Origin of the sequence: Dokdonia sp. Asnod3-C12 (genome assembly GCF_045063975.1) — a bacterium.
Lineage (GTDB): Bacteria > Bacteroidota > Bacteroidia > Flavobacteriales > Flavobacteriaceae > Dokdonia.
The window spans coordinates 2,872,399-2,886,717 of sequence record NZ_JBEFNY010000003.1; the positions used below are offsets into that span (position 1 = coordinate 2,872,399).

11 protein-coding genes are annotated in these 14,319 nt (G+C 36.7%); 7 read left to right on the forward strand and 4 right to left on the reverse strand.

What is annotated here, in order from left to right; genetic code table 11:
* Nucleotides 1-17: 17 nt before the first annotated feature.
* The 3 genes from ACJJVW_RS13015 to lysA all read right to left on the reverse strand — a co-directional run bounded on the left by ACJJVW_RS13015 (nucleotide 18) and on the right by lysA (nucleotide 3,075).
* Entirely contained in the window at nucleotides 18-581 is a 564-nt protein-coding gene (locus ACJJVW_RS13015) for a PhnA domain-containing protein (protein WP_339845126.1), read from the reverse strand.
* A 101-nt stretch (nucleotides 582-682) separates the two neighbouring features.
* Complete coding sequence (locus tag ACJJVW_RS13020; RefSeq protein ID WP_405252380.1) at nucleotides 683-1,798, reverse strand: serine hydrolase; 1,116 nt, start codon at nucleotides 1,796-1,798, stop codon at nucleotides 683-685.
* 71 nt (nucleotides 1,799-1,869) lie between these two features.
* Complete coding sequence (lysA, locus tag ACJJVW_RS13025) at nucleotides 1,870-3,075, reverse strand: diaminopimelate decarboxylase (RefSeq protein WP_405252382.1); 1,206 nt, start codon at nucleotides 3,073-3,075, stop codon at nucleotides 1,870-1,872.
* A gap of 144 nt (nucleotides 3,076-3,219) precedes the next feature.
* Here lysA and ACJJVW_RS13030 point away from each other — a divergent pair, with 144 nt between their 5' ends.
* Nucleotides 3,220-3,870, forward strand: a complete 651-nt coding sequence (locus tag ACJJVW_RS13030) for an LON peptidase substrate-binding domain-containing protein (protein ID WP_405252384.1) — start codon at nucleotides 3,220-3,222, stop codon at nucleotides 3,868-3,870.
* Nucleotides 3,871-4,232: 362 nt separating this feature from the next.
* The gene (locus ACJJVW_RS13035; RefSeq protein WP_405252386.1) at nucleotides 4,233-5,111 is read left to right on the forward strand and encodes a zinc-dependent metalloprotease; all 879 of its coding nucleotides are present in this window, start codon (nucleotides 4,233-4,235) and stop codon (nucleotides 5,109-5,111) included.
* 102 nt (nucleotides 5,112-5,213) lie between these two features.
* Here ACJJVW_RS13035 and ACJJVW_RS13040 read toward each other — a convergent pair whose 3' ends face one another.
* Nucleotides 5,214-6,227 (reverse strand): pirin family protein, encoded by a 1,014-nt coding sequence (locus tag ACJJVW_RS13040; RefSeq protein WP_405253104.1) that lies wholly within the window; start codon nucleotides 6,225-6,227, stop codon nucleotides 5,214-5,216.
* A gap of 360 nt (nucleotides 6,228-6,587) precedes the next feature.
* Here ACJJVW_RS13040 and ACJJVW_RS13045 point away from each other — a divergent pair, with 360 nt between their 5' ends.
* The 5 genes from ACJJVW_RS13045 (at nucleotide 6,588) to ACJJVW_RS13065 (ending at nucleotide 14,270) form a co-directional block, all read left to right on the forward strand.
* Nucleotides 6,588-9,608 (forward strand): tetratricopeptide repeat protein, encoded by a 3,021-nt coding sequence (locus ACJJVW_RS13045; RefSeq protein ID WP_405252388.1) that lies wholly within the window; start codon nucleotides 6,588-6,590, stop codon nucleotides 9,606-9,608.
* A gap of 76 nt (nucleotides 9,609-9,684) precedes the next feature.
* Nucleotides 9,685-11,463, forward strand: coding sequence for a TonB-dependent receptor (locus ACJJVW_RS13050; RefSeq protein WP_379953064.1), 1,779 nt, complete (start codon nucleotides 9,685-9,687; stop codon nucleotides 11,461-11,463).
* Nucleotides 11,464-11,512: 49 nt separating this feature from the next.
* A complete protein-coding gene (locus tag ACJJVW_RS13055; protein ID WP_379953065.1) occupies nucleotides 11,513-11,980 on the forward strand; it encodes a hypothetical protein in 468 nt (155 codons plus the stop codon).
* 445 nt (nucleotides 11,981-12,425) lie between these two features.
* On the forward strand, nucleotides 12,426-12,587 hold the full coding sequence (locus ACJJVW_RS13060; protein ID WP_405252391.1) for a hypothetical protein: 162 nt from the start codon (nucleotides 12,426-12,428) through the stop codon (nucleotides 12,585-12,587).
* Nucleotides 12,588-12,638: 51 nt separating this feature from the next.
* Nucleotides 12,639-14,270, forward strand: a complete 1,632-nt coding sequence (locus ACJJVW_RS13065; RefSeq protein ID WP_298324173.1) for an amidohydrolase — start codon at nucleotides 12,639-12,641, stop codon at nucleotides 14,268-14,270.
* Nucleotides 14,271-14,319: the final 49 nt, after the last annotated feature.

The window sequence follows — 14,319 nt, forward strand, 5'->3', positions numbered from 1 at the left end:
GTAAGATAGAATAGAGTCTAGCTACTCTTTTTTACATATTGAGTAACAATGACAACTTGTTGGCCTTGTATACGACCTTCTATGTGCTCAGGATTATCATGTACAAGATTTATATTACGCATAAACTCTCCGCGTTTTGCAGTAAAGTTGGCTCCTTTTACATCTAGATCTTTAATTAAAACAACACTATCACCGTTAGCTAGTCTCGTTCCGTTTGAGTCTTTATGAATGATGGTGTTTTCATCCTCCTCTATGTGCTCTCCAGTAGCTTTTGCCCACTCAAGCGTTTCTTCTTCTAAGTACATCATGTCAAGAAGATCTTGTGGCCAGCCTTCTTTACGTAATCTCGTAAGCATACGCCACGCGACAACTTGTACTGCAGGTTCTGTGCTCCACATACTATCATTGAGACATCTCCAGTGATTTGGATCTACCTCTTCTGGATTGTTAATCTGGTTGATACATGTTTTGCAGGCAAGAATATCATCTTCTCTTGGTTCCACGATAAATGGAGAAAGATCATATTCGTTACTACATAGCTCACAAATGGTGGTGCGTTTATTAAGTTCTCTTAAGCTCACAGTACTCGATTTATAGGTTATAAAAGCAGATTAATTTGCTGTCAATTTAAGGCATTGCCTTGATAGTGCTGCGAAGTAACAAAATTTCCATCTAAGGTGCTTTAATCCTTACGCTCTTTTTCTTGTTTATAGATTTCACGACCTAGTTGCGCGAGAAAAGGGATGCCTATATTTTCATACTCATAGGTATCATCATTAAAAATTGCATTCTCATTTACTAAAATAGTTGCAGAGAGTATAAAGCGAATGTCATTCTCTGTGTCAATAATATATGCAGTCTCTGTAAGCGTTCCATATGCATATCCCACTTTATTGTAAACTTTGATATTGCGAGGTATATCATCTTTGGAGTCTCCATACATGAAAAACTTAACGTAACTATCATAATACTCCGGCGAGGTATATTTTGCCTCACTAGGTAGTGCTTTCATTGCAGATAGTAAGCGAGTTCTACTTTCTTCGGAGAGGTCAAATCGTTCTGCTGCGGGAAAGACTTCTGGGGCTATAAGCTTTTTGATTAGTACATGTTGCTCTTCTAGCGGGAAGTAGTTTTTCTCGCTAAAGTTCATTGGAGATTCTTTTAGCACTCCATCTTCTATATATCCTTTGCCTTTGTTAATTCCTTGTATAGTAACTGGATTGATATCTCTATCTGTTTGATTTTTTAATTCAATCACGTCTTCTGTATATCCTGGAAAAAATCGAATATTGCTCCTGCTAGCTTTATCAGCATTTGGCGTAGATAATCTGTGGACGACACGGGTGTTGTTTAGTCCTTTTTCGCGTAAGCGGTTGTTAATATAATCTCTACCTAAAATCTCATAAAGCCTGTTGTAGGATTCATTATCACTTACTGCAAAAATCTGTCTAATATCGTCAGACACTGTGTGGAGGTTGTCGTCATCATCTATAATATATGGTGTGTCAAGGTTGAGGTTCTCATTTGCATCCATAAACTCTGCTGCTAGTAGGGCTACAGGTAGTTTTATAGTGTTTGCTGGATAGAAATACTGATCAGTATGTACGTTATACTCGTAATCTGTAAATATCATTTCGCCACTATCTGACGTGTCGATCTGTGTAAATAATATTTGTACTTCGTGTTTTTTAATATCGCTCACAACGGTTTTTATAAGCTCGTTTTTTGAGCTTAATGCTGTCTCGATAGGATTGCTGCAACTTGCAAATATTACTACTATAAATACCCAATATTTCATAGTATAAATGTACTGAGTATTCATAAAAAAGACCAGCTGTTTGCTGGTCTTTATGATAGTTTTATGTGTGATTATTCTTTGAGAATAACTTGGTTACTTATGAGGTCTTCAAAGGTTTCTCGTTTACGTATTAAATGCGCTTCGCCGTTTTTGATCAACACCTCTGCAGGTCTGTAGCGACTGTTATAATTGCTCGCCATCGTAAAGCAATACGCACCTGCATTATCAAATGCTAGAATGTCACCTTCAGAAATTTCTGAGATACGACGGTTGTTTGCAAAAGTATCTGTCTCACAGATGTATCCCACAACACTATAAAAACGTTCTCTCCCTTTTGGGTTACTTATATTGCGTATTTCATGCTGGCTTCCGTAAAGCATAGGTCGTATTAAGTGGTTAAACCCACTATCTACTTGAGCAAACACCGTTGACGTCGTTTGTTTTACTACATTAACTTGTACAAGAAATTTACCTGCTTCGCTCACAAGGAATTTACCAGGTTCAAAGGTAAGAGTGAGGGGTTTTCCGTACGCTTTCGCGAAAGCGTTAAAACGTTTACCTAATTTCTCTCCTAGTTCCTCTATGTTAGTCTCAATGTCTCCTGCTTTATAAGGTACTTTAAAACCGCTACCAAAATCAATAAAAGTAAGGTCGCTGAATTTTTGTGCAGCATCAAATAATATTTCTGTAGCATATACAAATACATCAATATCGAGAATGTCACTTCCAGTGTGCATGTGAATTCCATTGATATTCATCCCTGTATTTTCCACAATACGGAGTACATGTGGTAGCTGGTGAATACTAATCCCAAATTTACTATCGATGTGTCCTACAGAAATGTTAGTGTTTCCACCAGCCATTACGTGAGGATTCACACGGATACACACGGGTATTTGAGGATGCTTTGTCCCAAATTGTTCTAGTATAGAAAGGTTGTCTATATTAATTTGTACACCCATTTGTGCCACTTCCTCTATCTCTGCAAGCGATACGCCATTAGGTGTAAAGATGATGCGATCTGGAGTAAAGCCAGCAAGAAGGCCTAGTTGTACTTCTTGAATAGAAACAGTGTCTAGTCCAGAACCCAAGCTCTTTAAATGCTGTAATATAGAAATGTTGCTTAAAGCTTTTACGGCATAGTTAAGTCTTAAATGTTTTACATCCTTAAATGCATTAGTAAGTCTATTATATTGTGTCGTAATAGTCTCTGCATCGTATACATAAACTGGACTTCCGTGGGTGTTGACCACGTTTAAAAGATCTCTGTTTTTCATCTTAACGTATTTAAAGCAAAATTAGAAGAGTTTTGGAAATTGATAAGATACAATGTCAATAAATGTTGAACAATAAGGTTAAAAATTGTTCATTATATAACAGTGGGCATAAGCTTTCGTATTTTTCATTGATAAAACTGAGTTATGGCTACAGCAATTTTACCTATGTTCCCTTTAGAAATGGTTGCCTTTCCTGGCGAGCCGCTCTCTTTGCATGTGTTTGAAGATAGATACCAGCAATTATTACAAGATTGTGAATCTGGAGGTATCACCTTTGGTATTCCCACTTATATAAATAATAGTCTTGCTTATGGTACAGAAATGGAAGTTACACAGGTGGTAAAACGATATCCTTCTGGAGCTGCAGATATTATCTGTAAGGGCTTGAGGGTTTTTAAACTTATGAACTTTTATAATACGCTAGGAGAACGATTATATGCTGGAGGTGAGGTTACATTTATAGAGGAACGTCAAGAGCCATCTTCATCTCGTAAAATAAGACTTATCACATTACTTTCTGATTTTTATGATGAGCTCGATATGAAAACGCCAGAAATTAATGTGAATACCATACGAAGTTTCACACTTGCTCATAAAATGGGATTGACCTTAGAGCAAGAATATGAGTTGCTACAAATTCCTTCTGAAGATAGACGATTACAATATCTCATTGAACATCTAGAGATATCATTACCTACGCTTAAATCTGTAAATAGGACTAAAAGACTAATAGCTCTTAATGGGCATTTCAAAAACTTTGATCCTCTAGACTTTGAGGATTATAACATACAGTAATTAAGTCAAGATATAGAATATCCCATAATTGACCATATAATTGCGAAATCCTTAATAGTTGTAAAATTATTAAGGATTTTACATATAATATTATGATTTTATTTGGCTTTTTTACAAGTAAATATCGAATATTTACTGGATTTTTTAAAACTATAGTAACTTTATGGGTTTTCAATCTGCTGCTTTTCAAGTGGTTGATTCCCAAAAAAGGATTCCCTTTATTGCTTTGCGAATAATTATACTATTTAAATGATTATTTGATAAAAATATTAGCGAAAACGTTATAGTGGTATGATTACTATATTTTAATTGTTAAAAATAGTTAAATTTGGATCAAATGTTAACCCTTATAAACAATCCAAATGAAAAATCAATTCAAATTTAGTGCAATGGCTATCGCGATGATGGCTATTACATTCACATCATGTGAGAAAGAAACAGAAGAAGCAATCGAGAATGATCTTGTAACTGAAGAGCTTGTAGCAGAAACTAGAGAAGCTGTGACTGATGCAGGAATTTTAGGTAAAATTAGAGAGGACCTTAAACTTGATGCAGGTGCAGTAACAAAAGGAGATTTCCACCTTCCTGATGGAACTGTACAAGAACGTATCTATATAGGTGAAGATATTGTTGTGACAGCAAAGGAGCTAGAAGAAATGACAGCAAACCAAGACACAAGACAGTTTAGAACAAACAACCTTGTAACTGGAGCAAACAGAACAGTAGATATCATAGGTTATACTGGTAATGATAATTTCGGACTTTCTTCAAAAGGCCGTACTGCATTAGAGTGGGCTGTAAATAACTACAACCGTATCTCTGGATCTGCATTACGTTTCCGTCTTACATTTGGAACTAACTTCAATAATAGTGATATGGTAGTGTATGACAACACTGCAAATAATCCTGGTCAAAGTGGAGGTGTAGCTGGTTTTCCAAGTGCACAAGGACTTCCTAATAAGTTTGTACAGATTTATGGTCTTGAGGGATCATCTACAAACGTAAATGAGCACGTGATCACACACGAGATAGGTCACTCTATAGGTTTCCGTCACTCAGATTATTATGATCGCGCGAGCTGTGGAAGCGGTGGTGGTGAGTCTGCTGGATCTACAGGAGCAATACAATTACCTGGAACTCCAACAAGAGATTTTGACTCTATCATGCAAGCTTGTTTCTCAAACAATGAGGATGGTGAATTCAGCTCAAATGATGTTACTGCATTAAGAGCTATGTACTAAGAGCTATAGTTTACCCACACTATAGGTTAAAAATTAAGCACCTCGTCTGTAAAAGGCGAGGTGTTTTTTTTGTGTGACGCTTTCGCGAAAATGTGATAGATCTTACTTAATCTCTTCGCGACCATCTGCATGCAGGGCAAAACGCCCACGTTCTTTAGGGTGCGTATGATCATAAGAACTCCAAGGCCAGCCACCAAAAGCCGTCTTTCTAAATTCGGTGATGGCTTCATGAATTTCTTGAGGGTTGTTCATTACAAAAGGTCCTTGTTGAGCAATTGGCTCATTTATAGGTTTACCTTGTAAGAGTAGAAAACTTGCAGTGGTATTGCCGTTTTTTATCTCAAGCTCTTGATCACTTAAAAGATCAATACTGTGATTAACTGGTATCTGATTACCTTCTATAGTTACTTTTTCTCCGCTATAAAAATATAGAGATCTATTTAGTTGAGCAGCTGCTGAGGGTATCTTCCACACAGCGTTTGATTCCATAGTAATTAGCCAGATGGCCACGTGATTACTAGCATCCATTGCCCAAGAATCTGGAGCAGCATCGGGAGCTTTTGTATCATTGTAATCTCCAGATATGAGTTTTATGCTTGTACTTTTTCCATCGTCGTCTTGTAAGTTATGAATAGGAATGTCTTCATTCCACAGCATTTTAAAATGCGGATCAACCAGCTTATTCTTTTTAGGAAGGTTGAGCCAGAGTTGAAATAATAACAGCGGATTTTCTTTATCATCATTCAGCAGCGGAAACATTTCGCTGTGTTGTACGCCTTTGCCAGCGGTCATCCACTGTACATCTCCATTTCCAAAACGCCCAGCAGCTCCTAGAGAATCACTATGGTCTGCGAGACCTCGCTCTACAATAGTTACAGTCTCAAAACCGCGGTGTGGATGCGCAGGAAATCCCGGTACTGTAGTGCCGTGATACATATTCCATCCATCTGGATGGGGCTCAAAATCCATTCCTAGATTACGTCCTTGTAGTGATGCAGCGGGACCTAGCTGCTCATTACCTTTTGGGTAATTATCTAGATGATATGCACAAAAAAGAAATGGATCTTGTGTTTCCCATTGAAAGCCTAGTTGTTTGATTTTTATAATTGCTGTCATCGATGTTTCCATTTGCTCTTAATGTTACAAAGGTAGGGAGGAATGTTATGTATTGTTAGGTGTTGTGCAATGTCAAAATTAAAATAGAATACAGTCTAATCTCACTTCAGGTGGCTAATTTACTTAGAAGCAAGAGGTTCGATTTTAATTGTTTTGCTTTTTGAAGTAATCTTTTAGACTGTTAAAATCCTTTTCACAACTTGATATAATTAACAAAGATTTCTGACGTTATCCTTAAGGAAGAAAGCTAACTTTGGTGAGGTGTAAATGATGCGTTTTGCTTTCGCGAAAGCGTGCTTATATTACACTTTTTTAGTCTATTCCTGATAATGATCAGAACACATAAAACAACTCTTAACTATGCATAAAATCAAGTACGTACTTGTTGCATTATTTTTATATTCAACTATTGCTGTAGCGCAACAATCGGCAATATATACGAATGATCTTGTACAATTTAATAAGGCACTCTCCTTATATAATAGTAAGCAATATCTAGCATCGCAAACTCTTTTTGAGGAAGTAAAGGGAGATACAGATGATACCACCGTAAAAGGTGATTGTGCTTATTACATTGCAAACGCGGCAGTGCGTCTTAACCAGCAAGGGGCAGATGATCTTATGACCACTTTTGTGACAGAGTACCCTACAAGTACAAAGCGCAACAGTGCATTTCTAGATGTAGCTCAGTATTACTTTGATAATGGCAAATTTGCTTACGCTCGTAAATGGTATGATCGCGTAGATGAAAGTACGCTTACGGCTGGAGAGAAGGAGACTTTTTACTTTAATAACGGTTATGCTTATTTTAAAAGTAATCGTTTTGATGAAGCAAAGAAGTACTTAAACCGTGTACGTGATTCAAAAAAATATGGAGCGCAGGCTAAGTATTACATAGGTTTTATGGCTTATGAGGGTGATGAATATGAAGAGGCAAATGAGCTTTTTGAGGAAGTAGAAGCAGAAACAGGAGGAGCGTATAATGAGGATCTTGCATACTTTAAAGCAGACCTTAATTTTAAGTTAGGGAAATTTGATGAAGCAATTTCTGAGGGAAAGTCACAGCTAGCAAAGGCAAACCCAACAGAAAAGTCTGAGCTTAATAAAATTATAGGAGAAAGCTATTTTAATCAAAAGAAGTATGCAGAGGCATTACCATATTTACAAGCTTACAAAGGAAAACGTGGTAAGTGGAATAATACAGATTACTACCAGCTAGGGTATACTTATTATAAGCAAGGAGATTATGCAAATGCTATCAATGAATTTAATAAAATTATTGATGGGGACAATAGTGTAGCACAAAATGGATATTACCACTTAGCAGAATCTTACCTAAAATTAGATAAAAAGCAAGAAGCACTCAATGCATTTAAAAATGCAAGTGAGATGGATTTTAATGCACAAATTAAAGAAGATAGTGGTCTTAATTATGCAAAGTTGAGCTATGAAATAGGTAATGCATACAAGTCTACACCTGCTGTGATTACAGATTATATAGACGCATATCCAAAATCACCAGCTAAGACAGAGCTAGAAGCGTTGCTTATTGATTCTTATATCACCTCAAAAAATTACAAAGAGGCAATGCGCTTGCTAGAAAGCAACAGCAATTTTGATAATAAGGTAGCTTATCAAAAAGTAGCGTTTCTTTATGGTCTTGATCTTTATAATGAGGGCAATTATCCAGAGGCTGCTGCTGCATTTAAGAAATCTCTTAAAGAGCCACGCGATCCATTATATGTGACACGTGCAACTTACTGGAAAGCAGAAAGTGATTATGTTGCAAATGATTTTAAAGAAGCAATTATAGGGTACAAGCAGTTTTTAAATAACAGTAATGCTGCAAGTACTCCAGAATATAAAGACATCAATTATAATCTTGCTTACGCATATTTTTCTGATAAGCAGTATGAGCAAGCAGCGACAGTTTTTGAATCGTATGCTGCAAGTAATATGCAGGATCAAACTAAACTTAATGATACGTACTTACGTCTAGGTGATAGCCGTTTTATAAGTAGTAAGTACTGGCCTGCACTTGAAGCCTATAATAAGTCTATAGCGCTTAATATGACAGATCAAGATTATGCGACTTTTCAAAAATCGATGAGTTATGGTTTTATAAAAAAGGATGAGGACAAAATAAACGGACTTCAAACTTTTTCGACCAAGTTTCCAAATTCTACTTATCGCGATGATGCGCTTTATGAATTAGGTAACATCTATGTATCTCAAAACAAAAATGATCAAGCAATTACTGCTTATGATAAACTAGTAAGAGATTTGCCTGGTAGCTCTTACGTGTCAAAAGCAATGCTTAAAAAAGCGTTGATACTTGATAATAAAAACAAGTCCGACGAGGCACTCGCACTATTACGCAAGGTAGCTGGAGATTATCCTGGGACTCCGGAGGCATTACAAGCAGTGACTACAGCAAAACTTATTTATATAGACCTAGGTCGTGTAGATGAATATGGTCAATGGGTGAGTACACTAGATTTTATCGATGTGGAGGATGCAGAGCTTGATGATGCTGCTTACGCTTCGGCAGAGAAGCAATATGTGGAGAATAATGTAGGTCAAGCAGAACGACTTTTTGAGTCATATTTGAGTGATTATCCTAATGGGCAGCATGCATTACAAGCTCATTTTTACTTAGGACAGCTCGCTTTCGCGAAAGCAGAATACAAAAAAACAATTCCGCATTACCAATTTGTTATTGCAAAGGAGCGTAGTGAATTTACGGAGCAAGCACTTGCACGTTTAGGACAAGTATATCTTACAGATAAAAATTACTCAGCTGCAATTCCGGTGTTAAAGCGACTAGAAACAGAAGCAGACTTCCCACAGAATATTGTTTTTGCTCAGTCTAATCTCATGAAATCTTTTTATGAAGGTGAAGACTTGATAAAAGCAGTAAGCTATGCCGAAAAGGTACTTGGAAATGCAAAAATTGATAATGCAGTAAAAAGTGATGCGCAAATAATAATTGCTCGCTCTTCTATAAAAACAGGGGATAAGGCAAGAGCTAAAACAGCATACGCCGAGGTTCAAAAAATTGCTACAGGTGCACTAGCAGCAGAGGCTTTGTATTATGATGCCTACTTTAAAAATGAGGCTCAAAACTTTGAAGCATCTAATGTGGCAGTGCAAAAACTTGCTAAAGATTACAGTGGTTTTAAAGAGTATGGAGCAAAAGGACTTGTGCTTATGGCAAAGAACTTTTATGCATTAGGAGATGCATATCAAGCAACATACATTCTAGAAAGTGTAATTACAAACTTTGCAGATTATCCAGAAACTGTAGAAAAAGCACGTGGCGAACTAGCAATTATTAAACAAGCAGAAGGAAAAACAAATGCCTCTGTAGAAAAAGGGTAGTTGTTGATTAATACATCAACATATCACTTGCTTTATAAATAAGACAAACGTCTAACGAATTAAGACAATACATTATATGAATCGTTCATTCAATACATTATATAACTTAGGACTTGTTGCATTTGCAATGCTTTTTGTTCAAGTAGTTACTGCACAAGAAGAAGAGTCTACCATAGGTACAGAAGTGGTAAACGTTGTAAAAGCGTATACTCCTACCATAAGTGATGCTTTTAAAGTAAAAGCGACTCCTGCGCTTAATGACTCTATCACTACAGCAAAAAAGAAGGTGACTTATAGCATCTTTTCTGTGCCTGTAGCGAGTACGTTTACTCCAGCCAAAGGCAAAGCTGCCGTAGTAAAGAAAACTAAAAAAGAGAAGTTGTATGATAACTATGCAACTGTTGGTTTTGGTAGCTATACATCTGTTTTAGCAGAGCTTTATAGTAATTTTCAAATAAGCCGTACAGAGGATTTTGGTGTCTTTTTAAACCATAATTCTTCTCAGGGCGGAATAGACGGTACTGTAGTTGACGATTATTTTTATGATAGCAGACTTAATTTAAGTTACGGAGCGCGTGAGCGTGATATGACATGGAGAGCAGATCTTGATGCAAAACATCAAGTATATAATTGGTATGGAATTCCTGAGGAACTTAAGACAATTAACGGAGCAGGTAACACGCCTTTATTTAATGAAGATTTTGACGTGTCTCATTCTTTTCTCACAGCAGGATTAAATGGTAGTGTGAGTTTGCAAGATTCTTTCTTTAAGAAAGCAAATGCTACGTTGAGATACTTTGGTGATGATCAAGATAGCGGCGAACTTAGAGCAGTAGTTGCTCCTACATTTGAGTTTCCTATTGCGGGAGAGCTTATTACTACTAAAGTAACAGCAGATTATGTAAGTGGTTCTTTTGACAACGCATTTGGTACCGTAGATACAGAAATCAACTATAGCTTTCTTAATGCGGGGATTAATCCAAGTCTTGTAATTTTAAGAGATGATCTTGAGGTGACTTTAGGAGTAGAGGCTATGGTGTCGCTTGATACTGAGGCCAGTGAAACAAACTTTTTTGTGTATCCAAAAATTACAGCTTCTTACCGAGTGGCTGGAGATTATTTCATTGCGTATGCAGGACTTGAAGGTGGATTACAGCAAAATAACTACCATGACTTTGCTCAAGAAAATCCATTTATCTCACCTACACTTACTATCAAGCCAACAGATAAACAGTATGACGGTTATTTAGGAATGAAGGGTAAATTATCTGAAGCTTTGAGTTATAACCTACGTGCAAGTTATACGGCAGAGAGTGATAAGGCTTTATTCATTCACAATCCATACTCGCAAAGCGGTAATGGCTTTGGTGCAAATGGATATGCAAACGGAAACTCTTTCTCAATTGCTTATGATGATATCAATACGGTAGGAGTATTTGCAGAGCTTAATTTTGATGTGAATGCAAACTTTAAAATGAAAGTAAACGGTCAATATTATACTTATAACACAGATAGCCAGCAAGAAGCTTGGAACCTTCCAGACTTGCAGGCATCTGTTTTTGCAGATTACCAGATTACAGAAAAATGGTTTGCCGGAGTAAACTTATTCTTCATGGGAGAACGCAGTGATTTAGTATCTAGTAACGACCCTGCAGATCTTTTGATTACAAATACAGTGGAAACCCTAGATAGCTATTTTGATGCAAATGCTCATGTGGGCTATCGCTTTAATAATCGTCTGTCTGCATTTGCTCGTGTAAACAATATTCTAGACAGTAATTACGAGAAATGGCTTAACTATGAAGTGCAAGGTCTTCAAGGAATGGTGGGAGCTACTTATAAATTTGACTTTTAAAAGCAACCTTTCTACAAAGAGTGCATCTTCCATATAAACCCCTAAGGTTATGAAGAGATTAATAGGTGCGCTAGCATTCATTATTATGCTGAGTTCTTGTAGTAGTGATTTAGACAGCGCTCTAGCAGATTGCAGTGCAGTATCTTGTGCGTCAGGTAATATTATTATACAATTCTTAGACTCCGAAACTGGAGAAGATGTATTCTTTAACGATACATATTCTTTTGATGAACTAGTAGTTACAGATGTGTCGAATAATGCAGACTTCCCTTTTTTTACGGGTATATCTGATGAGTCACAAATGGCTCAAGTAGCACTTAATGCTTTTTCTGAAAGTCGCTCTAATGTAGTGTTGCGTATAACAGTTCCTGATGGTTTTGATACAGATTTGTCTTTTGACGTGGAGTTTCAAGAGGGAGAGTGTTGTAATGTAAACAACTACTCAGATGTACAGTTTTCAAATGTTGAAAATGTGGTGCAGAGTCAGGGTGGTTTTTTCTATAATGTATATCTTTAAGCCAGTCTGTTATTAAGATAGTAGCAGTTATTTAAGATATTAGAGACTATTGAACAATAATTGGCACTGCGAACTTTGTAATCACCAGCGTAAAAACTTACGTGAGGGTTCAATTTGTAATCTCACAAAATGCAAACCAGACTTTAACCGTACGTGCTCAAAAAAGCTATTTTCTACAAAATTCAAAAACAGGCTAAGAGAGGTTAATGTTCTTTTTGAGTATGCTAAAATTGAAAGGAGATCAAAGTTTAAAAGTGTATTTGTCTTTGGTCTATTAGGTTTGTTCTTAATAGGCGTGGGAGTTTATTTTCTACATTACATGTATACGATACTTGAATCCATGAAACCCCCTGGATATTATCTGATTTTTAAATTGTATGGATTACCTTTCTTCATTTTTATTTTCGCTTACAAATTTCTGACACATTCTGTGAAGATGTACAATATGTACATCTTGAAAACTCGAGAGGCAAAACTCAGAAAAGATAGAATAGATGCAGTTCTGGAGATGTATAATATTACTTATGATTTAGAAATTGATCTTCACCCCAATTATAGGTCACCACAAGAAGCAAAAGTTAATCTTGAGGTTCATAATCTTAGATAAAAACTATCAACGTACTAGGAGTCTTTTGTATTTTTAAACAAAAAACCAACGATGCGTAAAATTCTATATTCTTTAGCAATTCTTCCTTTATTATTCTCTTGCGAGACTAAGCAATCTGTAGACCTTATTGTCACAAATGCAAATGTGTATACGGTAGATAACGCTTTCGCGAAAGCGGAATCTTTTGCAATCAAAGATGGGAAATTTATAGCAGTAGGTACGTCTAACGACATTACCGAAAAGTATGAAGCTGCTGAAACAATAGATGCTACAGGAAAAACTGTGTTGCCAGGACTTATAGATGGTCACTGTCACTTTTATGGACTTGGTCAAAACCTCCAAATAGCAGATCTCGTTGGTACTGAAAGTTATGATGAGGTAATTGCAAAAGTATCTGCCTTTGCAAAGGCAAATCCTGATGCAACTGTGTTGAGAGGAAGAGGATGGGATCAGAACGATTGGGCTGTAAAAGAATTTCCTACTAAGGAGAAGCTTGATGCTTTATTTCCAGATGTTCCTGTTGTTTTAGAGCGTGTGGACGGTCACGCATATTTAGTAAATCAAAAAGCGTTAGATCTTGCTAGTATAGATGCTTCTACAAAGGTAAGTGGAGGAGAAGTCGTACTTGTAGACGGCAAAGTAACGGGTGTTCTTATTGACACACCGCAAACATTAGTTGACGCAGTATTACCACAACCTAGCACTGCCGAAAGTGCTCAAGTGTTACTAGAAGCACAGGAGCTTTGTTTTTCTTACGGTCTTACTACAGTAAATGATGCAGGTCTTAATAAAAACATTGTAGAACTTATAGATAGTCTTCAGCAAGCTGGAAGTTTGCAAATGAGAGTATATGCAATGTTATCTAATAATGAAGAAAATCTAGATCACTACCTAACTACAGGAAAAGTAAAAACAGATCGTCTTAATGTACGTTCTATAAAAGTATATGGTGATGGAGCTCTTGGTTCTCGTGGAGCGACAATGCGTGAGGCTTATAGTGATAAGGATGGACATTTTGGAGCGATGATCACACCATCTGAAGAGATGAATGATCTTGCAAAGCGTATCGCCGCAGCAGATTTCCAAATGAATACACATGCCATAGGTGATAGTGCAAACGTAGTCGTACTAAGAGCTTATGAAAAAGTGCTAGCTTCAAAAACAGATCCAAGATGGAAAGTAGAACATGCACAAATAGTATCAAGAGAAGATTTTGATGTTTTTAGTGATAAGATTTTACCTTCTGTACAGCCTACACACGCGACTAGCGATATGTACTGGGCAGAAGATAGAGTAGGAGCAGAGCGTATCAAAGGAGCTTATGCATACAAAGACTTATTAAATCAGTCAGGAATTGTAATCCTAGGAACAGATTTTCCTGTAGAGCAGGTAAGTCCGTTTTATACATTTTATGCATCTGTTGCTCGTAAAGATTTAAAACAATATCCAGAAGGTGGATATCAAATGGAGAATGCACTTACTAGAGAAGAAACTTTAAAAGGAATGACAATCTGGGCTGCCTATTCAAATTTTGAAGAAGACGAGAAAGGAAGTATTGAAACTGGAAAGTTTGCAGATTTCATCATCATGGATGAAGATATCATGACGGTGGAAGAGGATAAGATTCCTAACTTAAAAGTCGCTGCTACGTATGTAGATGGTGTAAAAGTGTATCAGCAGTAGGCGATCCTACTTTACAGTCTAGGTGAGACTCGCACTACTTTACATTAAT